Annotated in this window: 28 protein-coding genes; 18 read left to right on the top strand and 10 right to left on the bottom strand. The window is 65.8% G+C overall.

From position 1 onward, the window contains the following. Positions 1 to 10: 10 nt before the first annotated feature. Positions 11 to 1,030 carry a sugar kinase gene (locus tag EKL94_RS10460; protein WP_126929041.1) on the top strand — a complete coding sequence of 340 codons (1,020 nt, stop codon included), beginning with the start codon at positions 11 to 13 and terminating at the stop codon, positions 1,028 to 1,030. A gap of 17 nt (positions 1,031 to 1,047) precedes the next feature. On the opposite strand, the gene EKL94_RS10465 is transcribed toward EKL94_RS10460, so the two are convergent. From EKL94_RS10465 to EKL94_RS10475, 3 genes are all read right to left on the bottom strand, one after another. Then, a complete protein-coding gene (locus EKL94_RS10465; RefSeq protein WP_185830018.1) occupies positions 1,048 to 1,905 on the bottom strand; it encodes a retropepsin-like aspartic protease in 858 nt (285 codons plus the stop codon). Between the two features lie 159 nt (positions 1,906 to 2,064). Next, positions 2,065 to 3,516, bottom strand: coding sequence for a S41 family peptidase (locus EKL94_RS10470; RefSeq protein WP_126929043.1), 1,452 nt, complete (start codon positions 3,514 to 3,516; stop codon positions 2,065 to 2,067). An 87-nt stretch (positions 3,517 to 3,603) separates the two neighbouring features. Then, positions 3,604 to 5,178, bottom strand: coding sequence for a S15 peptidase family protein (locus EKL94_RS10475; protein ID WP_126929044.1), 1,575 nt, complete (start codon positions 5,176 to 5,178; stop codon positions 3,604 to 3,606). 339 nt (positions 5,179 to 5,517) lie between these two features. On the opposite strand from EKL94_RS10475, the gene EKL94_RS10480 reads away from it, so the two are divergent. The 4 genes from EKL94_RS10480 (at position 5,518) to EKL94_RS10495 (ending at position 8,696) form a co-directional block, all read left to right on the top strand. Next, entirely contained in the window at positions 5,518 to 6,444 is a 927-nt protein-coding gene (locus EKL94_RS10480) for a hypothetical protein (protein WP_126929045.1), read from the top strand. Continuing rightward, entirely contained in the window at positions 6,441 to 6,830 is a 390-nt protein-coding gene (locus tag EKL94_RS10485; protein WP_126929046.1) for a hypothetical protein, read from the top strand. Before EKL94_RS10480 ends, EKL94_RS10485 begins: the two co-directional genes overlap by 4 nt. Before the next feature lie 325 nt (positions 6,831 to 7,155). Then, positions 7,156 to 7,896, top strand: coding sequence for a DNA/RNA non-specific endonuclease (locus EKL94_RS10490; protein ID WP_126929047.1), 741 nt, complete (start codon positions 7,156 to 7,158; stop codon positions 7,894 to 7,896). Positions 7,897 to 8,000: 104 nt separating this feature from the next. Then, a complete protein-coding gene (locus EKL94_RS10495) occupies positions 8,001 to 8,696 on the top strand; it encodes an HAD family hydrolase (RefSeq protein WP_126929048.1) in 696 nt (231 codons plus the stop codon). Between the two features lie 6 nt (positions 8,697 to 8,702). Here the strand turns inward: EKL94_RS10495 and EKL94_RS10500 are convergent, their stop codons facing one another. From EKL94_RS10500 to EKL94_RS10515, 4 genes are read right to left on the bottom strand one after another with little or no spacing between them, the layout of a single operon-like run. Then, the gene (locus EKL94_RS10500; RefSeq protein ID WP_126929049.1) at positions 8,703 to 8,933 is read right to left on the bottom strand and encodes a hypothetical protein; all 231 of its coding nucleotides are present in this window, start codon (positions 8,931 to 8,933) and stop codon (positions 8,703 to 8,705) included. Beyond that, positions 8,930 to 9,355 (bottom strand): VOC family protein, encoded by a 426-nt coding sequence (locus tag EKL94_RS10505; protein ID WP_049450762.1) that lies wholly within the window; start codon positions 9,353 to 9,355, stop codon positions 8,930 to 8,932. The genes EKL94_RS10500 and EKL94_RS10505 overlap by 4 nt, the downstream gene beginning before the upstream one ends. Before the next feature lie 10 nt (positions 9,356 to 9,365). Further along, entirely contained in the window at positions 9,366 to 9,827 is a 462-nt protein-coding gene (locus tag EKL94_RS10510) for a helix-turn-helix domain-containing protein (RefSeq protein WP_126929050.1), read from the bottom strand. Next, the gene (locus EKL94_RS10515) at positions 9,824 to 10,750 is read right to left on the bottom strand and encodes a LysR substrate-binding domain-containing protein (protein WP_126929051.1); all 927 of its coding nucleotides are present in this window, start codon (positions 10,748 to 10,750) and stop codon (positions 9,824 to 9,826) included. The genes EKL94_RS10510 and EKL94_RS10515 overlap by 4 nt, the downstream gene beginning before the upstream one ends. A gap of 91 nt (positions 10,751 to 10,841) precedes the next feature. Here EKL94_RS10515 and EKL94_RS10520 point away from each other — a divergent pair, with 91 nt between their 5' ends. The 4 genes from EKL94_RS10520 (at position 10,842) to EKL94_RS10535 (ending at position 13,665) form a co-directional block, all read left to right on the top strand. Next, positions 10,842 to 11,882 carry a hypothetical protein gene (locus tag EKL94_RS10520; RefSeq protein ID WP_126929052.1) on the top strand — a complete coding sequence of 347 codons (1,041 nt, stop codon included), beginning with the start codon at positions 10,842 to 10,844 and terminating at the stop codon, positions 11,880 to 11,882. Continuing rightward, the gene (locus tag EKL94_RS10525; protein ID WP_126929053.1) at positions 11,879 to 12,760 is read left to right on the top strand and encodes a TolB family protein; all 882 of its coding nucleotides are present in this window, start codon (positions 11,879 to 11,881) and stop codon (positions 12,758 to 12,760) included. Before EKL94_RS10520 ends, EKL94_RS10525 begins: the two co-directional genes overlap by 4 nt. Before the next feature lie 67 nt (positions 12,761 to 12,827). Then, positions 12,828 to 13,364, top strand: a complete 537-nt coding sequence (locus EKL94_RS10530; RefSeq protein WP_126929054.1) for a GFA family protein — start codon at positions 12,828 to 12,830, stop codon at positions 13,362 to 13,364. Next, complete coding sequence (locus EKL94_RS10535) at positions 13,357 to 13,665, top strand: DUF6958 family protein (protein WP_126929055.1); 309 nt, start codon at positions 13,357 to 13,359, stop codon at positions 13,663 to 13,665. Before EKL94_RS10530 ends, EKL94_RS10535 begins: the two co-directional genes overlap by 8 nt. On the opposite strand, the gene EKL94_RS10540 is transcribed toward EKL94_RS10535, so the two are convergent. After that, positions 13,666 to 15,021, bottom strand: a complete 1,356-nt coding sequence (locus EKL94_RS10540) for a sigma-54 dependent transcriptional regulator (protein WP_126929056.1) — start codon at positions 15,019 to 15,021, stop codon at positions 13,666 to 13,668. Between the two features lie 396 nt (positions 15,022 to 15,417). Between EKL94_RS10540 and EKL94_RS10545 the strand changes: the two genes are divergently transcribed. From EKL94_RS10545 to EKL94_RS10570, 6 genes are all read left to right on the top strand, one after another. After that, entirely contained in the window at positions 15,418 to 15,948 is a 531-nt protein-coding gene (locus EKL94_RS10545; protein ID WP_126929057.1) for a FapA family amyloid fibril periplasmic chaperone, read from the top strand. Next, positions 15,945 to 16,562 (top strand): FapB/FapC family functional amyloid domain-containing protein, encoded by a 618-nt coding sequence (locus EKL94_RS10550; RefSeq protein WP_126929058.1) that lies wholly within the window; start codon positions 15,945 to 15,947, stop codon positions 16,560 to 16,562. Before EKL94_RS10545 ends, EKL94_RS10550 begins: the two co-directional genes overlap by 4 nt. A 43-nt stretch (positions 16,563 to 16,605) precedes the next feature. Then, on the top strand, positions 16,606 to 17,922 hold the full coding sequence (locus EKL94_RS10555) for a FapB/FapC family functional amyloid domain-containing protein (protein WP_126929059.1): 1,317 nt from the start codon (positions 16,606 to 16,608) through the stop codon (positions 17,920 to 17,922). A gap of 100 nt (positions 17,923 to 18,022) precedes the next feature. Then, positions 18,023 to 18,727, top strand: coding sequence for a C39 family peptidase (locus EKL94_RS10560; protein ID WP_126929060.1), 705 nt, complete (start codon positions 18,023 to 18,025; stop codon positions 18,725 to 18,727). A gap of 12 nt (positions 18,728 to 18,739) precedes the next feature. Continuing rightward, complete coding sequence (locus EKL94_RS10565) at positions 18,740 to 19,489, top strand: hypothetical protein (protein WP_126929061.1); 750 nt, start codon at positions 18,740 to 18,742, stop codon at positions 19,487 to 19,489. 46 nt (positions 19,490 to 19,535) lie between these two features. Then, positions 19,536 to 20,828 (top strand): transporter, encoded by a 1,293-nt coding sequence (locus tag EKL94_RS10570; protein ID WP_126929062.1) that lies wholly within the window; start codon positions 19,536 to 19,538, stop codon positions 20,826 to 20,828. Between the two features lie 58 nt (positions 20,829 to 20,886). Here the strand turns inward: EKL94_RS10570 and EKL94_RS10575 are convergent, their stop codons facing one another. Then, entirely contained in the window at positions 20,887 to 22,146 is a 1,260-nt protein-coding gene (locus EKL94_RS10575) for a phage exclusion protein Lit family protein (protein ID WP_126929063.1), read from the bottom strand. Between the two features lie 4 nt (positions 22,147 to 22,150). Beyond that, entirely contained in the window at positions 22,151 to 22,459 is a 309-nt protein-coding gene (locus EKL94_RS10580) for a Pepco domain-containing protein (RefSeq protein WP_126929064.1), read from the bottom strand. A 251-nt stretch (positions 22,460 to 22,710) separates the two neighbouring features. Here EKL94_RS10580 and EKL94_RS10585 point away from each other — a divergent pair, with 251 nt between their 5' ends. Genes EKL94_RS10585 through EKL94_RS10595 form a run of 3 tightly spaced genes read left to right on the top strand, consistent with a single transcriptional unit; the run spans position 22,711 to position 25,478 of the window. Then, positions 22,711 to 23,850: an SPFH domain-containing protein gene (locus tag EKL94_RS10585; protein ID WP_126929065.1), complete on the top strand. Its 1,140-nt coding sequence runs from the start codon at positions 22,711 to 22,713 to the stop codon at positions 23,848 to 23,850. A gap of 21 nt (positions 23,851 to 23,871) precedes the next feature. After that, a complete protein-coding gene (locus EKL94_RS10590; RefSeq protein ID WP_126929066.1) occupies positions 23,872 to 25,224 on the top strand; it encodes a TFIIB-type zinc ribbon-containing protein in 1,353 nt (450 codons plus the stop codon). Continuing rightward, positions 25,221 to 25,478 (top strand): hypothetical protein, encoded by a 258-nt coding sequence (locus tag EKL94_RS10595; protein ID WP_049409605.1) that lies wholly within the window; start codon positions 25,221 to 25,223, stop codon positions 25,476 to 25,478. Before EKL94_RS10590 ends, EKL94_RS10595 begins: the two co-directional genes overlap by 4 nt. Positions 25,479 to 25,745: the final 267 nt, after the last annotated feature.

The following is a 25,745-nucleotide window of genomic DNA, read 5'->3' on the forward strand; positions in this document are numbered from 1 at the left end:
GAGAGAACCGATGAGCCGCGTCGTCTGTTTCGGTGAGTTGCTGCTGCGCCTGGGCGCACCCGGTCGTGAACTGCTGCTGCAGACGCCGCAGCTGCAGGTCCACGTGGGGGGCGCCGAGGCCAATGTTGCGGTCTCGTTGGCCTGCCTGGGCCATGATGTGCAGATGGTCAGCACGGTAACCGGCAACGCGCTGGGCCGGCATGCCGTGGCCGAGCTGCGGCGGCATGGCGTGGGCGTGGCCGGCGTGCGTGAAGTGGAGGGTGACCGCATGGGCCTGTACTTCCTGGCGACCGGTGCGGTGCAGCGCGCCAGTGAAGTGGTGTATGACCGGGCGGGGTCTGCATTCGCAAACAGCAATGCCAGTGACCATGCGTGGCCCGCCCTGTTGTCCGGCGCGCACCTGCTGCATGTATCGGGCGTCAGCCCGGCGCTGGGCGCCAACGTGGCCGAGTCGGTGCTGGGGGCCGTGCGTGGGGCTCGCGCGGCCGGTGTGCAGGTGTCCTTCGACGGCAACTATCGTCCCTCACTGTGGCAGCGCTGGGATGGCGACGCAGCGGCGATCCTGCGCGAGGTCTTCGCCGAGGCCGACATTATCTTTGCCGATCATCGGGACATCGAACTGGTGCTGGGGCTGCACTTTCCGCAGGACGACGCGGTCGCCCGAACCGAAGCCGCTGCGGCCGCTGCCTTTGCCGCCTTCCCGCACCTGCAGTGGCTGGCCTGCACCCAGCGCCACGTAGTGAGTGCAGACCATCACATCCTGGGCGCGCTGCTGCTGGGGCGCGACGGCACGCGGACGCAGGCACCACCACGCCCCCTACCCGGTATCGTTGATCGCATCGGGGGTGGCGATGCCTTTGCCGCCGGCATCCTGCACGGATTGCTGTCCGGGCTCGACGTAGAAAGCACCGTGCGCTTCGGACTGGCCGCGGGCGCGTTGAAGCACGCCATTCCCGGCGACTTCAGCCCGGTAGCTGAGGCGCAGGTGCTGGCCCTGCTGGGCAATGCAGGCGCGGATGTCCGGCGCTGAACGTTGAACGCGCGTGGTCACTCTGCCGGCGCGCTGACGAAGCGACGATTGGGGCGCAGGTAGATGCTGCCGGAACGGGCATCCAGCAGGATATTGAACTGCTGCAGGACTTCGCTGCCAAGCGTCCCGTCGTCCGTGGAGCCTTCGTCATCGACAGTGATCGAGGCTTTCGGCCCTTTCAGTTGCAGGGTCGAAATGCTGGCCAGGGGCACACGGACGTCCACCGCGCGGATCTTCCGGCCCGCGCTGCCGCTGAACTGTGACGTGCCGAGTCGTTCCGGGAACGCCTCCTGCAGGCGGTGGGCGGTGCCGAACGCGTAGGACAGGTCGATGTTGCCGTTGCTGCCCGTGTCCAGGGCAAGCCAGGGCGCGAAGGTGCTGCTGCCGTTGCCGAGCGTGACCTGGATGGCCGGGATATTGTCGATCCAGCGCACGTTGGCCCGGACATACCCGGCAAGGTCGGGAACATCGTCGTGCACGCGCAGCAGGCTGCGGTCGTAGTCGATTTCCAGGACCTTGCCCTGGAAGAAGGTCCAGCCCAGCACCGCATCGAAGGGGCGTCCCTTGTAGTCGATCACCACCGCTCCCATCGGTCGCTGCATGCTGCCGATCCGGACCGCGTTGTGCGTGCTGTAGTCGAGAAGCGTCACGCCATCGGAACCCGTGTTCTCGCTCTGGTCATCAATGACCAGCTTCGCGTCCTGCTGGATGTGCCTGGCAACCGCCATGGCCGACGCGCCGGTATCGACGAGAAAGCGCAGTGGTCGCGAGCCATTGATCGTACCCTCGACATAGATCCGGTGATCCTTGCCCTGCTCGAAGGGAATGTCGGTGACCGCAGCACCTGCTGCGAGAGGCACCAGCATGATCAGCATCGCGCATTGCAGCGCAGTACGAGGCAGTTCGTACATCCCAGGGCTCCTTCCGTCAGTAGAGCCGCAGCAGGTGCCGTGCCCATTGCGGATTGGATGCCGCTGCCGGTGAAAAGGTTTAATGCACCGGTGCAGCGCCACCGGCAGGCCACCGGGACCGGATCATCGTCCGGAGATCCACGCTTCAAGTGCGGCGGTGTCCCGCATGTCGCCGTCATAGCGGCGATCCGGAACATGCGGTTCATTGGAACTGCGCACCCGGCCTCGGAAAACCTTCATCGGTACGGAGATCCTGGCCAGGCCGCTCGGCAGCCGCTCCGGCCTGACATCCATGTAGAGGCTGTCGGCTGAAGTTTCGACGCCGACCTGCATTGCGCCCAGCCGTTTCCACAGATCCAGCGCATCGAGGCAGGCCGAGCCGCAGGAGGCATCGGCCACGACCACCACCCTGCCCGTGTGTCCGGGCCCAACCTGTTCTACCTGCGATGCCGCGGCGGCCGGATCATTGGCCGGTTCCCGCCACAATGGCTGACCTTGCTCCCTTGCCTGCGCCATCCCTTCGGTCACGGACTCCAGCATGTGAAGCAGCGCGGGTGATGCGTCAGGTGCCTGCTTCAGTTTCTCCAGAAAACCACGAAGCTGTGCGATGTTGGGCTCGGACGCCCGCCACTCCACCCAGCTGTCGTCACGCACTGCATCCACGGCGTCGCGCCCCCAGATCAACCGCGCCAGCTCGATGCTCCAGTGCGACGCACCACCGCTGTTGCCGCGCACATCGAGCACGATCAGGGGCGCCTGCCGCAACGCATCAGCCACCGGTGTGAGTTGCTGCAGCATCCGGGGCAGCTCCTGGAAATTGGCCGCAGTGGGATCGGCGTTGAAGCTGCTGGTGGTGATCCAGTAGCCACCGCCTGGCATCGTGTGCCAGCCATTGACCGGGCGGAAGCTGCGCCGGGTATCGGTCAGGCGCTCCTTCCGGGCTGCCGGATCGAGTGGCGTCCAGCGCAGCGCATGGCGCTGCTCTCGACCATTCACATGAAAAGCGCAGCTGCGCAGCGTGGGCACGAACGGATTGCCCTGCTCCAGCAGCACTTCACCGCCACCCTGGATGCGGCTGGCCTGCAGGTTCCAGCGCCCGCTGAAGTCACCCACCCGGCGCGCGGCCAGCGTCTGCGCATCGATGCCGTCACAGGACAGCAATCGAGCCCCCAGCGGCGGATGGCCCGGACCACCGTCCACGGTCATGACCACCTGCGCATCGCCGTCGAAACCGGTCAGGAACCCCGGCCACTGCGTTGGAAGATCGGGAACATCGGCAAGTGCGTTGAGGCTGACGTGGCCGTCATTGAAGGAGGCCGCGTAACCCTTCATGGCCCACCAGTAGCCTGCGAAGCTGTCGACGTTGACCGCGCGCGCGCGGGCAAGCGCCGAGGCAGCCTCCAGCTGCGGAACGAAACCGGGATTCCGCAGATCCACGGCGCCCGGGTGGCTGCCGCGCATGGCGGCGTCGGCAGCGTCCAGATCCTTCAACAGCGTGTCCGACCAGTCGATCGGCGCACCTTGCGCGGTGGGCGCCGCAAGCACCGCACCGAGCAGCAGCCATGCAATGACCATGGATTGATCCCGTTGCCGGAACAAACGCCAGTCTCGCAGTTTTCCAGCCTGGCGTACCGCGCCCGCCGCAACGGGCGCGGCCTTCCATCAATGCAGCGGCAGCTTCAGTACCGACGGCGCGTTCACCGGTGAACTGAAGGTCACCGTGCCACCCAACTGGCTGATGCCCGCATAGCGCAGATCCACCGTATCAACCACCAGGGTCAGGCGGCTGCCGGCCGGAATGTTCCAGCTGCTGGCTTCCAGCCGCAGGTCGATGGTCTTCGCCTGCCCCGGGGTGACACCACGCAGCGTATAGGGCTTGTGGCTGATCAGCTGGCCGTTGCCCAGCACGTCCTCGGCATACAGATAGGCATAGAGCGTGGTGTTGGCGCGGCTGGGCGTGACGGTCAAGCGCACTTCCGGCGTGCCGTCCAGGCGCTGCGCACTCCATTGGATCGGCCCCTGCCAGACACCTGCGGCGTTGCGGCCCACGAACGGCACATAGGCACCCGGCGGCAGATTGATCATCTGCAGTGCACCGGAGGCCATCGCCACGCCGGAATTGGCAGCGGTCAGCAGGCCACTGCCGATGCGGTAGCTCCAGCCGGTGCTGCTGCCGCTCGCGGCCAGGCCGCCCGTGGGCAGCAGCAGCCCTTTGGGTGCGGTCAGCGCATAGCTGACGGCGCCGGCATTGGTCGCCTGCCAGTTCGGGTAGGTGCTCCAGCTGCCCTTCTGCGACTTCAGCTGCACCGCAGGCTGCCGGTCGATGCCATTGGCTTCGCCCTTGAGGTAATGGTCGAACCAGTCGCCCACCGAATCGTAGACCTCGTTGGGAATACCCAATGCGCCAAAGGCTTCGTTGAGCGCGTGATCGCCATGGCGCAGCTGCAGCTGCTTGGGGCCTTTCAGGCGGTTGAAGAAATCAACCAGCTGGCCTGGCGGGAACAGGCTGTCGTTGAAGGCGTTGGCCAGGAACACCGCTGGCTGGTTGGCGTTGATCTCGTCGATGCTGGACCCGGGGCTGCGCTGCGCCGCCACCGGCAACAGCGTGTCCACCGCGCCCTGGTAGTTGCCGACCAGCACATTGCGATTGATGGTGGACAGCTCCGGTCCGGGGCGGCCGGTGACCAGCCCGGCTGCCACCAGCAGCGCGATGCCCTGCGCGCTGGGGGTGTCGTTGCTGTACAGCGACGCCTGCAGGTCGGCCCAGCCGCTCAATGCGGCCACTGCCTTGATGCGCGGATCGCGTGCGGCCGCCAGCAGGCTGGTGCCAGCCCCATAGGAGATGCCCGATACGCCGATTCGTGACGGGTCGGCGCGGGTGTTGTCCAGCGCCCAGTCAATCAGCGCACTGACGTCCTCGACCGTGGCCGGCCCGGCGATGTCGATGCTGCCGCCGGATTCCCAGAAGCCACGCGAGCTGTAGCTGATGACCACGTAGCCACGCCGGGCCAGCGACTGCGCCACGCCCACGTATTCCACGCTGGGCACGGCCCAGCTGCTGGGCATCACCAACAGGGGATACCGTCCGCTGCCCGCGTCCTGCGGTTCGATGACGAAGGCCCCGAGAGGCGTGCCATCCCAGCTGGGAATGGTGCGATGGGTGGTTTTGACCGTGGCCGCCCAGGCGGTGGGCGCCAGCCCGGTCAGCAGGATCAACAGCAGCAATACCTTGCGCATCGTGGTCTCTCCCCGTCGATGGTGGTGCAACGGGTTGGACCGTACCAGTGCGAATGGTGGGTGACACCTTGCGACGCAGCATCGCCGGGCAAGGGCTCCGCCTTCAATGCGAATGCGACGTGCTATCATTCAGCAACGTCAAGAACGTCCCAGCCATCGCCAGCGGACTCGCTCCAGAGTGCTGCCCGATGTAGAAAACCCGATCGTTCACTGCCTGCCATGTGCAGCGCTGCACCCGCGCCTACTCCTGGCCCAGGTGCCTCATCCCCCCCTCTTTCCAGCGTAGTCGCGACCCTGCGGCTGCTTGCGCTTTCATGGACATTGGAGCCAAAGGAACCCGTGCAATACGGATACCAGTCAATACCAGGCCGCGCCCGCCCCGCGCCCTCAGCCATCCTCGCCTTCGCGCTCGCGCTTTCCCTGGGCGCCTGTGGATCTGAAGCCGACCGGGTTCACGCGCCTTCTCCATCAATCACTGATGCGGCATCGGAACCTCTGTCCGCCGCCGCGATCCGGCAGGGTGCTCCGTTGCACGCCGCCGGGAACTCGGTACTTGATCGCTACAACCACACAGATCGACTGCGCCCCCTCATTGCGGATCTCGAATACCTGTCCGGCAGCGGCGATGGCAGCGCCAGCCTGATCCTGAGCCGCGTCTACAGCGAATGCAGCGGCTCGATCGACGCCTCGCTGCTCAGCGTCGCGGAGATTCCGCGCGAACGCCTCAGTGCACTTGCGCGCAGCAGCGGATGGCTGAAGCAGCGCTGTGATGGCGTCGCCGTCACCGCGCCCGAAGCCATCGAAAGGCAGCGTCACTACCGCGATCTTGCCGCCGAACAGGGCAGTCTCGTGGCCCAGATCGAAAAGACCGTGCTTTCGGGAGCGCTTGTCCTGACCGACAGGAACTTCTCAGTCGAGGATCACCGGACACTGGTCGACGCGGTCCTGATGCAGGACGACGGCGAAGCCTACATCGCACTCGCTGGCCTGATGGGTGACACCGCTGCCAGCCGCACCCGGCAGATGCAGCCTTTCAAGGTCGGCACGCAGGTGGATGAAGTCGCTTGGATCCTGGCCGGCTGCCAGAAAGGAGTGCCCTGCGGTACCGACTCCGCCCTGCTGAACCGCATGTGCGGGCAAGCCGGCATGTGTGGCTATGGATCGGTCGAGGATACCTACGCCAATGGCGTACTCACCAACGAAGAAATGGACGAGGCGCGTACCCGCGCTTCTACGATCATCGCAATGTCAAGGAAGATGAAGTGAACGCATCTGTGGTACGGAAGTTGTTGCTGGTAACGCTGATGGTCCCGGCGACTGTTATGGCTGCCAAGGGCATGGGAAAGGTGATCAATGCCGCTGATCGCATCTACAAGGATCTGGCCAATGTGGTCGATGCCAGCATCGGCTCCGATCTCGGGATCCGGCAGGCCGCCATGTTCCAGATGGTGGGTGCCTACCGCCTGTCGCATGGCCTTGCTTCGGTGAAGCGCGGCGAGACAATCACCTTCATCTGGCCGGACGGCTCCGCCGAGAAGGGACTGGCCGCTGATCCCTTCCTGACCACTGGCATCGAGCCGATTCCAGGCACTCAGATGACCAAGAAACAGATGTCCCTGCGCTGCGGCTCCTGCCACAACCAGTACAAGTGAACCGCAGGAAGCAACCGGTTCCGGCTGGCTGCACACTGCACATCCGGACGCTCCCTGCCGCACCCTAGCACGCGCGCGTTTCACCCACGCGCTGCGTGATCTGACACATCTCCAGTGCTTGCGGGCGGTCACAGCTTCGTCTTTTCGTCGTTGACCTAAAGACGGCAGCTTGTGACGCTTACGGCACGGCAGGGCCTGCATGGCCCCACCCGTGCGGTCACCTACCGCAATCCGCAGCACCCGACTCCGCAACGTCTCCACATGACCTCGCTCCGGCACGGTCGTGCTGGACGTCTGCGCCCTGAACTTCTGCTGGAGAACCGCAATGCGCCTTGCAAGCTTCTTCCTCGCGTTCGTCCTCAGTGCCGTCGCCGGCGCTGCCCAGGCCCAGGTCGTCACCCTCAACAAGGGTGGCTTCGTGCTCACCTACGATTGCAGCATCCACAGCGCCACGCGCTACGAGTACACGCTCACCGCAGACACCGGCTCGACTGCGCGCCCGTCAAGTTTCTACAAGGACCCCGACCTGCCGGCCGGCTGCGTGGGCCAGAGCAGCACCGCCTCGTACGCCAGCATCAGTTCCGGCTATGACCGTGGCCATCTGGTGACGTCCAACCACATGGACTACAACGCAACCTACATCCGCCGCGCCAACTACATGACCAACATCGTCCCGCAGGTGTCCAGCTTCAACCAGGGCATCTGGGTGAAGGCCGAGAACGTGGCCGAGTGCTACCGCGACATTGCGCCGGTGGATGTCTATGGTGGTGTGGTCTACGGCGACGCCTCCAACGACTACTTCCTCTCCAGCCACGGCATCCCGACGCCGGAGTTCTTCTGGAAGACCATCATCACCCGTGATCCGAACACCGGCACGGCCAAGGCGATCAGCTGGATCATTCCCAACGAAGCCAATCTCGGCAGCCTCGACAGCTACCTGGTGACCATCGCCGATCTGGAGGAGCTGCTGGGTGCCAGCTACGTGGCGATCAACGCACCGGCCTCGCTGAAGAACATGCTGCCGACCAGCACCTGGCCGCAGCCGGCGGGCTGTGATCTGGGCTGACCGGCCTGCCGGGAACGGGTGGCACCCGGTCCGGGTGCCACGCAAGGATGGCTGTGGGAAAATGGCGGGCAATTGCACCACCGCATTGCCCCCTGGAGCTGTAGATGTCCCGTTTCCCGTTTGATGCCGTGCTGTTCGACTGCGACGGCGTACTCGTCGACTCCGAGCCGCTGGTCGCCCGCGTTCTCTCGGAAATGCTGACCGCACGCGGCTGGCCGCTGACCCCGGCGCAGGCGGGTGAAGTCTTCCTCGGCCAGTCCGTGGCCCATCTGGCAGGCCTGATCGAGGAGCGCACCGGCAAGCCGTTCACCGAGGAATGGCTGGAGGAGTTCCGCCAGCACCGCAACCGGGCACTGGAACGTGACCTTGAAGCGATCCAGGGGGCGCCCGAGGCCGTGCGTGCGATCGCTGCGGCCACCGGCGGGCGGATCGCCTGCGCTTCCGGTGCCGACCTGTTCAAGGTGAAGCTGCAGCTGGGCAAGGTGGGCATCCTCGATGCCTTCGGCGACCACGTTTTCAGCGGCCAGGACATGCCACGCACCAAGCCGCACCCGGACGTGTATCTGGCTGCTGCCGCAGCACTGGGCGTGGACCCGACGCGCTGTGCGGTGATCGAGGACACCGTCACCGGCGCCACTGCGGGCGTTGCCGCAGGCGCCACCGTCTTCGGCTTCAGTGAGGGCGGCCCGCACCACAGTACGCCCGAAGCCCTGCGCGCTGCCGGTGCAAAGGTGATCTTCCAGCGCATGGACCAGCTGCCGGCCCTGCTTGCCGCCTACGCAGTGAACGCCGTCGCCTGACCCTGCTCAGCCCGCAGCGCCCAGTACGGCGCTGCGGCGCTTTCCGGCGTAGTGCAGCGCGAACAGGTACAGGCCGGTGAACAGTTGCAGGAACAGCGGCGGCAGCGGCGAATAGGCGATCCACGCCGCAGGCTCGCCCTGCCCCAGCCCGCGCACCACGAAGTTGGCGATCACCGCCAGGGTGAAGACGATCGAGGTCCAGCGATGCACGGGCCGCGCCCAGCCACCCCGGCTCATTGACGACGCCTCGCTTCGGAGCGGGCTTCGATCATCTTCCAGCCATTGCCGGACGGGTCACGGAATCCGGCGTCGACGGCGCCATAGCGCTCGATCGGCTCCTGGGTGAATTCCACGCCCTGTGCCAGCCATTGCGTGTAGCGCGCCTGGCAGTCATCGACCGCCAGCACCAGGGGCGGCATTGCGCCTTTGGCCACCAGCTGCTGCAGCGAAAGCGCGGTGGCCGCATCGTGGGTGGGCGGGCCTGGCACGAACAAACCCAGCTGGAAGCCGTCCTGGCCCGGGCTGCGTACCGTCAGCCAGCGGTAGCTGCCGTTGCGTACGTCGGTATGCACTTCGAAGCCGAGCTTGCCGACGTAGAACGCCAGCGCCTCATCCTGGTCGCGCACATACAGGCCGACCGTGTTCACAGTGTTCGTCATGGGACCTCCCTCAGATGGGGTCCACGTTAGCAATCGCCTCGCGGCGGCGCTTCTCCAAAACTGCGATCTTCAGGTCCGGGCGCTGCGCGGCGCGTGCGTGGCATTCGGGCACGCTGGCCGACGCCGCCTGGCCAGCACGCTCACGCTCACGCACACTGCCCGGGCTGTCACCGGTGATGTCACGGAAGATGCGGCCAAAGGTACCCAGGCTGCTCCACCCGGTCTGCGCGGCGATTTCGGTGACCGGCAGGTCGGTGTCACGCAACATCGCCACGGCCCGTTCGATGCGCCGGCTGAGGAGATAGCGGTGCGGCGGCAGCCCGAAGGCCTGCTTGAACGAGCGGGCGAAGTGCGCCGGCGACACTGCACTGACCTCGGCCAGGCGCGCGACAGGCCATTCCTCATGGCTGGCCCGATCCATCCGGTCCTTGGCACGCAGCAGGCGCCGCAGCAGTTCGGGGCTCTGGTTCATGGCATCACCGCCTGGGCCAGGTAATGGCGGCTCGCACGCCGCGCCTCGGCGGCCTGCTCGACCAGCCAGTCACGCAATGCAATGACCTTGGCACTGCCATTCCGCGCCGTGGGTGCCACGAACCAGAAGCTGCGACCATCGCTGGCGACACCCGGATGCGCCTGCACCAGCCGCCCGCTGTCCAGCTCGGCCTGGAAAAGGATCGGCGAACCAATGGCGATGCCCTGCCCTGCGATCGCGGCGCCGACATCCAGATGCTCGACGGCAAAGGGCGCGACGAAACTCTCCGGTGCCGGCGGTGGAATGTGCCCGTGCGCGGCAAACCACAGCGCCCACCAGTCCGGCCGCCCGAGCAGGGGAATCTCCAGCACGGCGCTGCCCAGCCCACGCGCCGCCGGCAGCAGCGCTGGCGCACACAACGGTGTGAACACGCTGGGAAACAAGGGAGTTGCCTGAAGACCTGGCCATTCGCCCTGGCCATTGCGGATGGCCGCATCGAAGTGACCGGCGGCCAGATCCTGCGGCTCTGCCGACAGGTCCAGCTCCAGCACGAACTGCCGGTGGCGGGCGCGGAACGTGCCCAGCCGCGGCGTCAGCCAACTGGTGCCCAGCGTTGGCAGCACGGACAGGCGCAGTCGCGCCGCATCCACCTCAGCGGCGCGCATGAAGCTGGCGCGCAGTGCATCGAATGCCCGGGTGGCCTCCTGGGCGACGCTGGCACCTGCCACCGTCAGTTCCACGTGCTGTGCGTGGCGCACGAACAGGCAGGTACCGGTCTGGGCCTCCAGCCGCCGCACGTGATAGCTCACCGATGCCGCACTGGTGTCGAGCTCTTCGCCGGCACGCGCGAAGCTGCCCAGCCGCGCCGCCGCCTCGAAGGCGCGGATGGCGGCAAGCGATGGCAGCTGGCGTTGGGTGACCATAAGTGTGACTTAGCCTGAGCCCCGATATCTGCGTGGTCAATCCCCCTCCTGTCCGCAACGATGGAGGCACCTTCCACAGGGGATCACGCACATGGATCGACGGCAGTTCCTGGCCACCCTGGCCGCCGCGGCGGCGTCGACTGCCCTGCCCTCCGGGCGGGCGCTGGCCAGCCACGGCGAAGACTGGAAATGGTTGCAGGGTAACTGGCAGGTCCGGCACCAACGCCTGAAGGAGCGCCTGGTCGGCGATACCCGTTGGGAGTCCTTCACCGGTTCCAGCGCGGTCTGGCTCACCCTGGGCGGACTCGGCACCATCGATGACAACGTCATGGCGCTGCCTTCAGGTGCCTACAGGGGCCTGGGCGTACGTGCATTTGATCCGGTGTCTTCCACGTGGTCGATCTGGTGGATCGATGGCCGCAATCCTGCCCATATCGAAGCCCCCGTGCGTGGCGTTTTCGAGGGCGATGCGGGCAGCTTCCGCGGCACCGACCGGATCGACGGACGCCCCATCGACGTGTGGTTCCGCTGGCATGACATCCACGGCGAGGAGCCGTGGTGGGAGCAGGCGTTCTCCGACGATGCTGGTGCGCACTGGGAAGTGAACTGGCGCAACGGGTTCCGCCGCACCGCTGCGATCCCCTCTCCGCTTCCGAAACTGCCGGATGCGCCGGGCGATTTTGATTTCCTGGTGGGTCATTGGAACGTGCGCCATCGTCGCCTGCGCGCTCGGCTGGCAGGCAGCGATGCGTGGGACGCGTTCAACGGCACCCTGCACAACTGGCCGGTATTGGGAGGATTCGGCAACGTGGGTGACAACCTGATGGACGTGCCTGGAGCACCGCTGCGCGGCATGGGCATCCGCGCCTGGAACGCGGCGGAGCAGCACTGGCTGAGCTGGTGGCTGGATGGCCGGGAGCCGACCCGCATCGGCGCGCCACTGCGCGGTGGTTTCCAGGCCGGTGTCGGCCGCTTCTTCGGCGAAGACCAGCACGACGGTCGATCAATCCAGACGCGGGTGATCTGGTCGCGCATCACCCTGCGTTCGGCGCGCTGGGAACAGGCGGCTTCGATTGATGGTGGGCGCAGCTGGGAAACCAACTGGGTCAGCGACTTCGAGCGACAGGCATGAAGGCGCTGCTGGCCGTGATGCTGCTGGTTGCTGCGTCGCCTGCCGCGTCTCCATCCAGGGTGCTGCAGATCGTCGGCCCGGCCGAGCGCTTTGCCCCGGGCGTTGCATCCACGCAGTACGACGAGATTCGACTGACTTTGAGCCCGGACGGAAAAACCGCACTGTGGTTCAGCCGCAACCGCCCGGGCGGTCCGGGCGGGTATGACATCTGGGTCTCCCGCAACGATGGGCAGCGCTGGCGGCCGGCGACGCCGGTGCCGTTCAACACGCCGGGGCGCGACTTCGATCCCGCCTTTTCCGCCGATGGCCGCGTGGTGTATTTCTGTTCGGATCGCGCAGGCAGCCAGGGCGGCGACGATCTGTATCGGGTCAGCATGGGGAGCGACGGTCGATTCGCGGAGCCGGTCAATCTTGGCCCCGCAGTGAACAGCGCGGCCGATGAGTTCGCGCCGATGCTCTCGCCGGACGCCGCCACGCTGCTGTTCTCCAGCGATCGCGCAGGCGGTGCGGGTGGCCATGACCTCTACGTCGCTGCGATGGTGCGTGGCATGGCGCAGCCGGCACGGCCGCTGCCGGGAGACCTCAATACCGCAGCGCAGGAGTTCGATGCCACCTTCCTGGGCGACGGCCGGACGCTGGTGTTTGCCCGCGCCCTGGACTTCGGCAGTGCACCGGTGCGCCAGTTCATTGCCTACCAGCGTGGAGGCCACTATGACGCGGGCCTTGCATTGCCCTCCCCCTTGAACGAGGTCTCCGGCGACAGCTACGGCGCGATGCTGGATGGCTCACAACCCGACACCTTGACCTATTCTGCACGGCGCGCGGACGGTGCAGGGTTGGACCTGTACCGCATCCGCTACCGGATGATGCGCCCTTGAAGGCGGATGTTGTCGATTTTCGGCACCCCGGTTCGTCGAGAGGATGACTACCCAGGAGAAAGCGCAGATGGCCTCACACCAGTCCCTTGCCTGCACCTGCGGCCAGGTGCGCCTGACCGCCACGGGCCAACCCATTGCCACCGTCGAATGCTGCTGCGACAGCTGCCGCAAGGCCGGCGCCATGCTGCAGTCGATGCCCCGAGCACCGGACGTACTGGGCCCGCACGGCCAGACGCTCTTCGTAATGCACCGCAAGGATCGCGTCAGCATCGATGCCGGGCATGCCATGCTGCGCGCGTTGCGGTTGTCCAGCAGGGGCGGCAGCCGCCGCGTCCTGGCGGGATGCTGCAATACGCCGCTGTTCCTGGAGTTCAGCGGCGGCCATTGGCTGAGCCTGTATGGCCTGTTGTGGCCGGCATCGGCAAGACCCGCCGTGGAGATGCGGACCATGGTCAGTGATCTTCCCGATGCGTCTGTCCTTCCCGACGATGTGCCGAACCTGGAGACCCGGTCGCTGCGGTTCTATGCCCGGTTGATGAAGGCCTGGATCGCCATGGGCTTCCGCAGCCCACGCATCGAGATCGCGGGAGATACCCATGTCTGAGCCCGAGCGGATCGAGATCGAGAGCATCACCACGCCCGGGCACATCCAGCGCGTGGATCGCGCCAAGTATCTCGCCATGCGCCATGCCTTGCTGCGGGCGCTGCCTGCGCAACCGCCAGGCCTGACGGTTGTGCAGGCCAAACAGGCGCTGCTGCCGCACCTGCCCGCCTCGCTGTTCCCGGCAGGTGCCACCGCCGGCTGGTGGTTGAAGGCCGTGCAGCTGGACCTGGAAGCCAAGGGCGTGATCGAGCGCGTCGCGGGCAAGCCGTTGCGCCTGTTCAAGCACCTGGCGGCCGGCTGATCAGCGCTGCGCAGGCAGCTCCAGCCGGTGCTTGCGGCACAGGCGATACACCGTCACCCGCGATATCTGCATCTGCCGCGCGCACTCGGAGACGTTGTAGCCGGTCTGGCGCAGGGTCTGCAGCAGCAGATCGCGCTCGGCCTGCCCCCGTGCATCGTGCAGCATCGCCGCGGGCAGGACCGCCGCCGATGCGCCCAGTTCCAGGTCACGCTCACTGATCAGCTCGCCTTCGGCCATGATCGCTGCACGCTGCACACGGTTCAGCAGTTCACGCACGTTGCCGGGCCAGTCGAAGCGCCGCATGGCCTGCACTGCGGCCGGTGCAAAGCCGCGTGCACGCACGCCGTGGCGCAACCGGAAGCAGCGCAGGAAGTGCTCGGCCAACAGCTGCACGTCGGCACCGCGCTCGCGCAGCGGTGGCATCAGCAGGCGCAGCACATTCAGACGGTAGTAGAGATCGCTGCGGAACCGCCCCTGCGCCACCGCGTGTTCCAGCTCGACGTGGGTCGCGGCAAGCACACGCACGTCTGCGCGCAGCGGCTGGCTGCTGCCCACGCGCTCGAAGGTTCCCTCCTGCAGCACGCGCAGCAGACTGGTCTGTGCCTCCGCCGGCAGATCGCCCACCTCATCAAGAAACACCGTTCCGCCATGGGCCGATTCGAACACGCCGATCTGCCGCTTGTCGGCACCGGTGAACGAGCCACGTTCGTGGCCGAACAGCTCCGACTGCACCAGGTTGGCCGGAATCGCACCGCAGTTCACTGCAATGAAAGGCCTGCCGGCGCGCCCCGACAGCGCATGCAGCGCGTGTGCGGCCAGTTCCTTGCCTGTACCGGTTTCACCGGTGACCAGCACCGGCAGTTCCACCGGCGCAAACTTGTGCAGCACCGTGCGCACCGCATGCAACGCGGCGCTTTCGCCAATCAACGCGTGCGGTCCGTGCCCACTGCAGGTTGCGTCGACAGGCGGATCATCCGCGTCGAACTGCTGGCGCATTGCGCAGACCAGGTCCTGCAGGCCGAACGGCAGCGTGAAGCGCGCGCAGCATCGCTGCAGCAACGGCAGCCAAGCCGGCGATGTGGGTCCGGCACCCGGTGGCAGTACCGCCAGCCAGGGCAGATGCTGGTGCTGCTCGATCCACGGCGCCAGCAGCTGCAGCGCGACCGCATCGAGATGGCGCAGATCGAGCACGGCGAGCAAACGATCGCGCCCACGCAGGCCAATCGCCATGGCGGGATCGGGATGGATGCTGCGCACATACCAGCCCGCTGCCGCCAGCGCACTGCGCTCGTTTGCCAACGGCTCGCCAAACCAGAGCACGCAACGTGACGTAGAAGCCTCCGGGACCGCTGCCATGCTTCCCCCAGCATCCGGACACCGTCGGCGGACTGTCAGGCAATCACCGGCGTGCCGCCCCCCGCCGGGACCTCTACGGCCACCGGGGTGGCCTTTGTTGGGCGGATCCTAGCGCTTCCCTAAACGGCGACGCAATGAGCAGTGCGTCAAGAAATTCGAGGCTGAAGCGGCACCGTTGCAGACGGCGACGTCACCTGTAACACCGATGCGACAGTCGCCCGCCGCCCTTGCCCTGCGGTGCCTGGGGCTCCGAAATCCCAACAATTCCGCGACGTGCCTGTAACAGCATGGCAGCAGCCCGGTCAGGTGCTGCACGGTCACCATGTTGGCGCGTGGGCACTTCGAAGTTGGCACGGTTGATGCGTGGTTCCGCCGCACCCATCGCGGGAGATCGGCATGGACGGCACCACCCTAATTCGCGGCCTGGCCGCAGCGCTGGCAACAGCCCTGCTGTCGGTTGGCGCCGACGCGTCCGCATCGGGCGCCCGCCAGGGCGTGAAGGCACAACCGGGCGAAATCGTCCTGTTGCGGGACGTCTCCGCGCGGCCGGCCTATCGCATGGCACCACCGGGCATGGCGCTGATTGCCGACCCGAAGCCGCAGCGCGAGATCGCCACCGCATTGGGTGCCGGCGGCACGACGACCGGCATGGACGAGTTGAGCGATGAGGACTATGCCAGCATGGGCGCCGGCCAGGCAGCGTCCATCGCGGCGCCGGGTGGAACCACCGTTGAACGGGTCACCCAGCAGGCCCTGGGCGGCACGCTTGGCCGCAGTGGCGACGGCATGGTCGGCAGCAACCTGGGGGGCGCCATGAGTGGTCCGCTCGGTGCGGTCGGCAACAGCACCCGCGGTATCGCCGATACCGTGCGCGGCGCACTGGCCCAGTTCCCCCTGCAGGGCACGGCCCCGGCAGGTGGAAAATGAAAGCCCTGCACGGATTGCTTCTGCTGCTCGCTGCCGCGCCGTGGGCAACCCGGGCCGATGACTACAGCGGCATGCTCGCCTATCTCGACGTGGCCCGCATCGACGGCCACGCACTGGCCGGGGCCAATGGCGCCATCGCCGTGAACCAGGCCGCCGGGGACCTCAACGTGCAGGCCAACCTGCGGGGTATCGCCAAGGGCGATCGCGCCGACGTGGCGATCAATGCGCGGCAACTGCAGCAGGACAACCGCGTGCTGTCCGGGCCGCTGCAGGCCACTGCATTCATTGGCGGTGACGCACTGGCCGGTGCCAGTGGCATCGCATCCATCAACCAGGCCAGCGGCATCGCCAACACGACGCTCAACGTCGTCAGCGCGACGCTGGCCCGACAGGGCATACGCGAAACCGACGATACGGCCTTGGCCGCCGAGGGTTCCGCGTTGGCAGGGGGGCGGGACGACACCGGTCGCGGCGTCGCGACGGGCACCCGCAGCGCCGGTGTAGCCAGCACCGCACTGCGGGGATTCGACGGGGTCCTGCAACTCAATCAGATCGCGGGCAACGGCAACGACACGGCCAACGTACTGGGCCTGGTCGTGCAGGACCGCCCGTGACAACCACCCAACCGATGCACCACCTGATGAGAGAGAGGGCACCATGAAAGCGACCGTCAAACAGACCATGCTCGCCATGGCGATTGCCACTGCCTCGACCGCCGCTGCGGCCAATGGCTGGGACAACCAGAACGCCAACGCGAACATCAACCACAACCACACCGTCAGCGAAACCCGCAACGACACCCACAACCACACTGACAACGACGTGCGCAACCGCACCGTCAACGTCAATGTGCAGAAGCACAGCAACATCCAGGCCGACGAACGCAAGGAGAAGAACAACCACGGCGTCGACGTGAACCTGGAGAAGGACCTGCGGCTGAGTACCGACATCAATTTCTCCGGCGACCCGAACATCACCGGCGACATCGACCTCGACTCGGCGGCCATTGCCGTGATCGACAACCGCCAGTCGATCAGCAACAACGCCACCAGCAACAGCCTGGTCACCAACAGTGCGTCCATCGGTGACAGCGTTGGCGCCGGTGCATCGGGCAATCTCGGCTTCAACGTGGTCTCCGGCGACAACAATGCCCAGGACAATGCCGCGTCGCTGTCCGCTGCCGATGCGTCCTTCAGCTTCGGCATGGCCGACGCCGAGGTGTTCGTCAACCAGGCCGGCTTCGGCAACGCCACCATGAACTCCGGCGTCACCAACGCCGCAGGTCTCGGCGGCAACGCCTTCGGCGGCGCGTCCGGCAACATCGGCGTGAACATCGCCTCGGGCAACAACAACGAGCAGAAGAACGCGCTCGCGGCCTCGGTAGCGACCACGGCGGTGGCGCAGTCGAGCATCAGCTCCAACCAGGTCTCCACCGGCAACACGGTCAGCAATGCCGGCTTCGTGCAGTCCTACACCGATACCGTGCAGGTCGGCATGCGTGGCGGCGTCAGCGGCCTGACCCTGGCCTATGGCGCCGGCACCTACCGCGGCACCGGCAACGCCTACCAGATGGCCAACTACTACCTGGATACGTGGAATGGCGAGCTGCCGCACCCGGGTGGCAACAGCACCGGCCACATCGACCTGGACAACGAGATCCAGAACGCCACGATGAACCCCAACCGGCCGGGGGTGGGCGGCCTGGGCTTCGATACGCGTGAGAGTGGCACCAGCCAGTTCGTCGAACTGGGCGTGGCCGACCTGTATGCCAGCCTCAGCGGCACGGTCAGCACCACGCGCTGGGTGAACGTCAACGCGACCAACACCTCGGCGTTGTCCGGCAGTGCCTTCTCGGGCGCCTCCGGCAACATCGGCGTGAACGTTGCTGCGGGCACCGGCAACCTGCAGGCCAACAGCCTGGCCCTGGCAGTCGCCCAGCCCAGCACCGGCGGCGGTGGCGGCAACGGCGAGTAAGCGCAACACCCCGGCCGTCCGCCAATGGCCGGGTCCCCGGGAGCCCCTGTTCCTCCTCCCCCTTGGAACGGGGGCTCCCCCCTGCTGCCGGAGAACGTAGATGATCCGTTGCCCTCCATCGATGCGCCTGCTGGCCTGCCTGTTGCTGCTGGGCACCGCATCGGCATGGGCGGGCGAGGTCCACTTCGCCGGCGTGCTGCCCAACGGCGCGCTGCTGCAGCAGAAGGTCGAAAGCATGCAGGAGCGGCGCTACCGCAACGTGGTGCGCCAGCACACCGACTACAGCTGCGGGGCGGCCGCATTGGCGACCATCCTGCGCCATGCCTATCACCTGCAGACCGACGAAGCGACGGTGATCGAAGGAATGATGGGGGTTTCCGATCCAGCGCTGGTGGCAGAACGCGGCTTCTCGCTGCTCGACATCAAGCGCTACGTGGAATCGCTGGGCATGCGTGGCCGGGGCTACCGCATCGACGAAACACGACTGCGCACCCTTCGCGTGCCAGGACTGGTGCTGATGGACGTACGTGGATTCCGCCATTTCGTGGTGCTCAAGCAGGTGCGCAACGGCATCGTCGAAGTGGCCGACCCGATCTTGGGCAACCGCAGCCTGGCGCTGCCGGAGTTCCTGGCCGCCTGGCCATCGCGCGCGGTCTTCGTGGTGATCGGTAGCGATTTCGATCGCAACACGGTTCTTCTGCAACCCAGCGAACGGCCCAGTGCCCGCGCGCTCTACGCGCGGCAGGGGCCGATCACCGATGCCGAACTGGTCGACTTCGGCTTCAGCCACGCCGACCTGTTCTGAGGAGGTACGACCATGTTCCGCCAACACGTATGGATGGCTCTGCTGCTGATGGCCCCTGCCCTGCCCCTGCAGGCCGCCGACGGCAGGATCGGGCGTGGACTCACGGAAATCCCCGATCCGGAGCTGAGCCTGATGCGGGGCCGCTACACCGTGGGCGGCAACAACGTTGCCTGGTTCGGGGTCACCATGGTGTCGCAGTGGCAGGCCAGCAACGGCACGACCCTGCAGGGCAGCCTGACCCTGGGCATGGACTTCCGTGGCGGTGGGGCGCCGAAACTCAGCTTCCAGCCCAGCGTGCATGTCACGGCAGCCGACGCGCCGCTGCCCGATACCCACGGACGCAGCATCGACAGCAGCGGCCTGGCCAACGCCAGCGGCCTGGTGCAGAGCGTGCAGGTGGCCGGCGATGGCAATGTCGCGCGCAACGTCACCACGCTGACCGTTCGCGAGGGTGGCGTGCCGGCGGTTCTTTCTGATGGCGCAGGCAATGTCAGTGCGCAGCAGGGCGGCGCCAGCGCGACGGCGGTGCTGGAAGGCAACCAGGCACGCCTGCTGCTGCAGGTGGATGGCCAGGGGCTGGTGCAGCAGTGGATCCGCAATGGCAGCGTCGGCCAGGGCATCGCCCTCGCCGGTGACGGCCAGATCGCCAGCAACCAGCTGCGGCTGGAGCTGGTGCGCAACGCCGTGGGCGGCAATCTGCCGTTGAGCCAGAACGTGGCCCAGGCGATTGCGTTGAACCGCGGCATGGGGCCGGGCCAGTAGCAGGGCCTGGCATTGGGGGAAACGCTCCACAACGCAGGACACGAACATGCACACCCTGATGAGGATCACCCCGTTGGCGCTGGCGGCGCTGGCGGGCACCGCCCTTGCTGCACCGCCGACGCCTGACGATGGCGCTGACGTGCAGGCCCTGGCCAACCAGCTGGAACAGCTGAAGGCCAACTACGCACAGGAAGTGCGGCGGTTGCGCGAACTGGACATGCAGGTGCAGGCGATGCAGGCGCGCCTGGGCGGGCGGGTTGGCCCAGCCTCGACCCCACCGGCCGCGCCATTGGCGCAGGCGGCCGCCGCCGCGGTTCCGCCGAGCAGCGAGGGCTACGCCAGTACCGCTGCCGAGGCCCAGCAGGCCAAGCAGGAGTCGCGGCGCAGCGTGGACGACGTGAAGCAGCAGCAATCGGCCCTGTTCTCGCGCCGCTTCACCATCGAGAACAGCCTCACCTACGCACGCTACGACCGCAAGCAGCTCACCCTCAACGGCTTCCTCGCGCTGGACGCGATCTTCCTCGGCAACATCGCCATCGAGAACGTGGAGTCCGACTCGCTGACCTACAACGTGGCGGCCCGCTGGGGCGTCAGCCCGAACCTGACGCTCAACCTGGATGTGCCCTACCTGGCGCGGCGCACCGTGTACCAGAAAGGCGGTGCCGGCGGTGCAGCGGCCGCCATCGCGCAGGAGCAGACCAACGGCAACGGCCTGGGCGACATTGGCCTGAGCGCGAACTACCGGCTGTTCGGCGAACGCGGCTGGCGTCCGGAGACCGTGCTCACGGCCGGTGTCACCGCCCCCACCGGGCGCGCACCCTACGGCCTGGACTGGAAGGTGATCGAGCGCGATGACGACGACTACATCCGCTTCGCCGTGCCGCGCGAGCAGCCCACCGGCAACGGCGTATGGCAGGCCAACCTCGGCCTGTCGATGGTGAAGACTGCCGACCCGGCCATCCTGTTCGCCAACATCGGCTATGTGCACTCCATCCCACGCGGATTCAACGACATCGACAGCAATCCGGACACGGTCAACCCGGGCGACGTGAAGCTGGGCGGCTCGGTGTACTTCGGCGCAGGCGTGGCCTTCGCGTTCAACGAGCGGACCAGCCTGAGCCTGTCCTTCAGTGACCGCATCAGCGCCCGCGCCTCCACCCGCTTCCAGGGCGGCAAGTGGATGAAGGTGATCGGCAGTGACGCCAATGCGGCATCCCTGAACCTGGGTGTTACCTATGCGCTGAACCAGCACACCACGCTGGTGACGCTGCTGGGCATCGGGCTGACCCCGGATGCGCCGGACTTCACGTTGGCGTTCAAGATTCCGTACATGTTGTAGCTGCTTGAACAACTCGCCGCAGCCAGTCATCGGCATGGCTGGGACGGCTGCCCTGGCCTCATCGGTATCGGCTGAATACACACTCCAGAAGTGTGTCCATCGGCTTTGAATAACTTCCCTGCAGACTATAAAGGAGCTTCATCCGCCGAAAGCGCCGGCTGATCTCTTCATCAGAGAACTCAGGCGATCCCGATCGATTTGCGAGGAAGAATCCATCGATCACCGGACTCAGCACTGCCTCGACAAGCTTCACTGGATAACCACGCCCAAGAATGGGCCTGATCTCTTCCCGGAATCGGGAGTAGTCAGGGACATCTTCGAGTGAGCACTCATCAAGCAGCGCATGAATGGCGTCTGCGAATGCATCGGCCTCGACGGAGAACCGCGCTTCGATGTCTGGCAGCAGATCAGCAGCCCTGGCGAACGCACGATCGATCAGATCTGCAACCAGGACGATCTGTTCGAATGCCGCTTCGTCCTCACAGCAATCGCGCAGTGCCTGTCGCATCGCCGCAAGCCGATCTGGGAGAGCAGGATGAGAGTCCGCAACAGGCGCATGATCGCCCAGGCGTTCCAGCAAGGACCACGACTGCAGCGCGAACTCCGCAGCTGCATAGCTGAGCATGTGAAAATTCGGATCATCATCACGCGCCGAACTGGCGTGCATCGAGAGCTGCACCGCGATGTAGTCGCAGACAAGCTCCTCCTCCACGGCGCCGACAGTTTCTGGCCGCTCCTCCCGCAGCTTATCCTCGACGTCACACATCACATGCGCGAGTTCATGTGCAACCAGAAAACGCTGAGCACGCATGGCGAGCTCGCTGGCATAGATGCGCTGATGCTTTGAGATTTCGTAGTCAGGGCCGAAACTGCCCTCGCACTGCCACCAGACAATTTCGCCGAGAATGCGTGCCAGCTCGTCAAGCTCAAGCCCCCTGGAAGGATTGCTTTCAAGACGAATGAGCGCACTGGAAAGAGGTCTTGCGACCCGATAGAGGTACTCGGGGAGCGCTGAGGTCATCACGATGCCGTAACTCCCGTCCTGGAACGTCTGGACGTATACGGCAGGGTTGTGCTCGCAGATCTCCGCAGCTGAGATCCGGCCATCGTCAAGGCGGCTGATGATGGACTCTGGAAGCAGCGGCCGCAGATCTCGAAGAACCATCTGCACCCGGCAGGTGGCATCTGGCAAGCCAGTTGCCACAGGTAGTTCCAGCTCCTCGGCAATCTCAGCGATCAGTTCCGGACGCACTTTGCCGAGCGGGTGATCCTGTTCCTGCTTCCGACGTTCGATGAAACTGCTGGCTTGAGTACTCATCCCATCAGCCCTTCCGTTTGAGCTTGAGCTTGAGCCCCGCCTGGGTCCCGGCCGAGAACTTCCCGAGCAGTTCAACGCCGCCGCTTGCGGTTACGGCCAACGAAAGTTCGATCTCATCCACAACTACTGAAGTCGACGCCAGAAAGCCATCCTCCAGCATCTTCGAGAAATGATCGGCCATTTTTCGGACACTATCGTCCATTTCCATGGCACCCACTTCGACCACGCGTGCCATGCCGGACCGCATCGACGCCAGGCCATTTCTTACATTGCCTTCGGAAGGCTCTTCAACCAGAACGCGAATAACTTCCATGAATCCCCCTGTTCTTCCGTTGATACTCTGAAGTTCATGCTGCCTCGTTCGAGGCACGCCGATTATGTCTCGGCGGCGCGCCCCGGTGCCAGATCATTCTACTGCCGTGACCCGCTGAGCCGATCACGGCACAAGCGGTCGAAAGGAGCAACGGCATTCACCCACCGGCACCACAGCCGCCCCCGGCCACTGCTATATTCAGTCCAGCTCGGCAGGCATGGTGCCTGCCCTCGAATCACAGGGAGTTGGTCATGGGTCTGGTACAGGCGGTGAAGGGTGCGGTTGGCGGTGTGCTGGCCGACCAGTGGAAGGACTTCTACACCGTGCCGGCGGGCCTGCCGTCCACGGCGGCCCTGTTCGCGGCGGTGCCGCAGGGCACCAATGCCGGACGCGGCTCCAACACCAGCGGCTCGTCCAACATCATCAGCAACGGCTCGAAGATCGTCGTGCCGGAGGGCTACGGCCTGCTGCTGTTCCAGGACGGCGCGATCACCGCGTTCGTCGCCGAACCGGGTGGCTACGAGTGGCGTTCGGACGATCTGAACTCGCAGTCGATATTCGCTGGCGACGGCCTGGTCAGCACCTTCATCAAGCAGAGCTGGGAGCGCTTCAAGTTCGGCGGCCAGCCGGGCTCGCAGCAGGCGGCCTACTTCGTCTCGCTGAAGGAACTGCCGGACAACCGCTTCGGCACCCAGTCGGAAATCTACTGGGACGACGGTTTCCTCAATACCCAGGTCGGCGCGGTCACCCGTGGCTCGTACACGCTGAAGATCGTCGACCCGATCCTGTTCGTGAAGAACTTCGTGCCGGCCAGCTACCTGCAGCCGGGCCAGGTGTTCGACTTCACCGATCTGGACAATGCCGCCGCCAGCCAGCTGTTCAATGAAGTAGTCGGCTCGCTCGCACCGGCCTTCAGCCTGTACACCAACGATCCGGGCAAGGGCAACCGCATCACCAAGCTGCAGCAGGACTCGCTGGGCTTCGCGCAGAGCCTGTCGGCCGCCGTCGAGCAGGGTTACCAGTGGAAGTCCGACCGCGGCCTGGCCATTGTCAAGACCGCCATCGTCTCGATCGAGTACGACGCAAACACCCGCGAACTGCTGAAGACCGTACAGCGCGCCGATGCGCTGTCCGGTTCGCGCGGCAATTCCAACCTGCAGGCCAGCGTCGCCCAAGGCATCCAGTCGGCCGGCGAGAACGGCGGTGCGGCAGGCCTGGTCGGTGTCGGCATGGCGTCTGGCATGTTCGGTGTCGGCGGCATGCAGCAGCCGGTCACCCCGGCTGCCGACGATCCGGTCGCCAAGCTGAAGAAGGCCAAGGAAATGCTCGATCTGGGCCTGATCACCCAGAGCGATTACGACGCGCTCAAGGCCAAGGCACTGGGCCTGTAACCGGCAGGACGCACACCCAACATGTCCGATCCCCGAAACGGCCCACCGCCGCTGCCCGGATCCGCGTCCGCGACGCCGCCGCCCTTGCCGGCGGCGTCGTTGGATGGGCCCGGTTCGCCGCAGGACGTCCCTCCCCTGCCCGGCAGCTTCCCGCTGGACACCTCGAAGCTGCCACAGGCCATCCGCGATGAAGTGGAAGCCCCCGATCCTGTGGCCATCGATACCTCGGCCAGCGAGCTGAAGGACGGCCTCAACCGCTGCCCGAAGTGCGGCGCCACCGACATCCGGCCCAAGGCCGGTACCGACATCCTCGTCTGCCTGTACTGTCGTCACGAATGGCATGGCGCACGCGTCGAGGAGGAATTCGGGCTGGGCGAGGCCATCGACCAGCTGCGCGGTACGGTCATCGCCTCCGGTGCGCGTGACATCGATGCCGACACCTCGGCACTGATGACGTTCAAATGCACCGGGTGCGGCGCCGAAGTCACGGTCAATACCGAGAGTACGATGACGGCGCGCTGCCACTGGTGCCGCCACGTCTTCGGCGTCAATGAGCAGATTGCCAATGGAGCAGTGCCCGATGCGGTGCTGCCCTTCCACATCAAGAAGGACGATGCGGTCGCGCGCATCCGCCAGTTCGTCGACAAGCGCCGGATGTTCGCGCTGAAGGCATTCAAGGATCAGTTCACCCCGGAAAACGTGGTGGGCGTGTTCCTGCCCTACATGATCGTCGACAGCAATGTCAGCGCAGCGGTGGCTGGCAAGGGCGAGGTCCAGACCCGGCAGTACACGGTCGGCAGCGAGAAGAACAAGCGCACCCTGTATGACGCCGATGTCTACCAGGTCGAACGCCAGGTCGATTTCACCGTGGATGATCTTCCACTGGAGTCCTCTGCCGAGCGCGGCAATCTGGATACCCGCGCCAACACCAACAACATCATCAACACCATCCTGCCGTTCGATACCAAGAACGCCGTGAAGTGGAACGCCTCGTACCTGGCCGGCTTCACTTCGGAGAAGCGCAACCTGGATGTGGAAAAGCTGCGGCCGCGGCTGGAAGACCAGCTGCTGTCGATTGCCCGCGCACAGGTGGAAGGTTCGGTGAAGCGCTACAACCGTGGCGTGCGTTGGGAACAGGAGCAGCTGGAAGTACATGGCACCCGCTGGGTGTCGATGTACCTGCCGGTGTGGCTGTACTCGTACCACCAGCCCGGCAAGAACGGCGGCATGCTGCACTACATCGCGGTGAACGGCCGTACCGGCGAAACCATGGGCAGCGTGCCCGTGCAGCAATGGAAGATGCTGCTGGCGGCACTGGCCACCGGCACCGTCATTGAAGCCCTCGCAATTGCCTTCCTGGTGGCATCGACATGAGCGACGACAGTGGCCTCTGGCTGTTGGCGGCAGGTCCGGCCGGCGCAACCGCGCTGTACTGGGCGCTGTACCGCTATTACCGCAACACCGACAAATCGCATTCCTTCGAGCACGAAACCGAAATCGAGGCACAGCCCGTGACCGGTTCGGACCAGAAGGTCGACCGGATCACCGGCACCGAGGACAAGCGCATCCGCGGTGACAACGTGTATGAGTACCGGAAACGGGTGGTGAGGGTGAAACCCGATCAGTAGAGCCAGGCCATGCCTGGCTGAAAACCCGATGAGTAGAGCCAGGCCATGCCTGGCTGATCGACAACGCAGCAACGACGACGGTGAACAGCTTCAGCCGGGCAGATGTGTACGCACCTGCGACTGTGGGCTGCTTCGCAGATCAGCCCTGCCTGTCATGCCTATACTACCGCCGCTTCCACCCCGGCCATCGCAGCACCTGCCGGTGGAAGCGGCGGGGCTGGATGTCCCCGCCGGGCCGGCCGCCACGCTGCCGCCGGCCCTGCCAGT

This window comes from Stenotrophomonas maltophilia (genome assembly GCF_003970865.1).
GTDB classification, from domain to species: domain Bacteria; phylum Pseudomonadota; class Gammaproteobacteria; order Xanthomonadales; family Xanthomonadaceae; genus Stenotrophomonas; species Stenotrophomonas maltophilia_AR.

Excerpts from the sequence above, each read along its gene's own strand:
- EKL94_RS10545 (WP_126929057.1), top strand. The coding sequence starts at position 15,418 with ATGGACGGCACCACCCTAATTCGCGGCCTGGCCGCAGCGCTGGCAACA.
- EKL94_RS10510 (WP_126929050.1), bottom strand. The coding sequence starts at position 9,827 with ATGAACCAGAGCCCCGAACTGCTGCGGCGCCTGCTGCGTGCCAAGGAC.
- EKL94_RS10575 (WP_126929063.1), bottom strand. The coding sequence starts at position 22,146 with ATGAGTACTCAAGCCAGCAGTTTCATCGAACGTCGGAAGCAGGAACAG.
- EKL94_RS10500 (WP_126929049.1), bottom strand. The coding sequence starts at position 8,933 with ATGAGCCGGGGTGGCTGGGCGCGGCCCGTGCATCGCTGGACCTCGATC.
- EKL94_RS10465 (WP_185830018.1), bottom strand. The coding sequence starts at position 1,905 with ATGCTGATCATGCTGGTGCCTCTCGCAGCAGGTGCTGCGGTCACCGAC.
- EKL94_RS10515 (WP_126929051.1), bottom strand. The coding sequence starts at position 10,750 with ATGGTCACCCAACGCCAGCTGCCATCGCTTGCCGCCATCCGCGCCTTC.
- EKL94_RS10540 (WP_126929056.1), bottom strand. The coding sequence starts at position 15,021 with ATGGCAGCGGTCCCGGAGGCTTCTACGTCACGTTGCGTGCTCTGGTTT.
- EKL94_RS10535 (WP_126929055.1), top strand. The coding sequence starts at position 13,357 with ATGTCTGAGCCCGAGCGGATCGAGATCGAGAGCATCACCACGCCCGGG.
- EKL94_RS10590 (WP_126929066.1), top strand. The coding sequence starts at position 23,872 with ATGTCCGATCCCCGAAACGGCCCACCGCCGCTGCCCGGATCCGCGTCC.
- EKL94_RS10570 (WP_126929062.1), top strand. The coding sequence starts at position 19,536 with ATGCACACCCTGATGAGGATCACCCCGTTGGCGCTGGCGGCGCTGGCG.
- EKL94_RS10520 (WP_126929052.1), top strand. The coding sequence starts at position 10,842 with ATGGATCGACGGCAGTTCCTGGCCACCCTGGCCGCCGCGGCGGCGTCG.
- EKL94_RS10595 (WP_049409605.1), top strand. The coding sequence starts at position 25,221 with ATGAGCGACGACAGTGGCCTCTGGCTGTTGGCGGCAGGTCCGGCCGGC.
- EKL94_RS10560 (WP_126929060.1), top strand. The coding sequence starts at position 18,023 with ATGATCCGTTGCCCTCCATCGATGCGCCTGCTGGCCTGCCTGTTGCTG.
- EKL94_RS10475 (WP_126929044.1), bottom strand. The coding sequence starts at position 5,178 with ATGCGCAAGGTATTGCTGCTGTTGATCCTGCTGACCGGGCTGGCGCCC.
- EKL94_RS10555 (WP_126929059.1), top strand. The coding sequence starts at position 16,606 with ATGAAAGCGACCGTCAAACAGACCATGCTCGCCATGGCGATTGCCACT.
- EKL94_RS10470 (WP_126929043.1), bottom strand. The coding sequence starts at position 3,516 with ATGGTCATTGCATGGCTGCTGCTCGGTGCGGTGCTTGCGGCGCCCACC.
- EKL94_RS10550 (WP_126929058.1), top strand. The coding sequence starts at position 15,945 with ATGAAAGCCCTGCACGGATTGCTTCTGCTGCTCGCTGCCGCGCCGTGG.
- EKL94_RS10585 (WP_126929065.1), top strand. The coding sequence starts at position 22,711 with ATGGGTCTGGTACAGGCGGTGAAGGGTGCGGTTGGCGGTGTGCTGGCC.
- EKL94_RS10580 (WP_126929064.1), bottom strand. The coding sequence starts at position 22,459 with ATGGAAGTTATTCGCGTTCTGGTTGAAGAGCCTTCCGAAGGCAATGTA.
- EKL94_RS10495 (WP_126929048.1), top strand. The coding sequence starts at position 8,001 with ATGTCCCGTTTCCCGTTTGATGCCGTGCTGTTCGACTGCGACGGCGTA.
- EKL94_RS10505 (WP_049450762.1), bottom strand. The coding sequence starts at position 9,355 with ATGACGAACACTGTGAACACGGTCGGCCTGTATGTGCGCGACCAGGAT.
- EKL94_RS10460 (WP_126929041.1), top strand. The coding sequence starts at position 11 with ATGAGCCGCGTCGTCTGTTTCGGTGAGTTGCTGCTGCGCCTGGGCGCA.
- EKL94_RS10565 (WP_126929061.1), top strand. The coding sequence starts at position 18,740 with ATGTTCCGCCAACACGTATGGATGGCTCTGCTGCTGATGGCCCCTGCC.
- EKL94_RS10525 (WP_126929053.1), top strand. The coding sequence starts at position 11,879 with ATGAAGGCGCTGCTGGCCGTGATGCTGCTGGTTGCTGCGTCGCCTGCC.
- EKL94_RS10490 (WP_126929047.1), top strand. The coding sequence starts at position 7,156 with ATGCGCCTTGCAAGCTTCTTCCTCGCGTTCGTCCTCAGTGCCGTCGCC.
- EKL94_RS10530 (WP_126929054.1), top strand. The coding sequence starts at position 12,828 with ATGGCCTCACACCAGTCCCTTGCCTGCACCTGCGGCCAGGTGCGCCTG.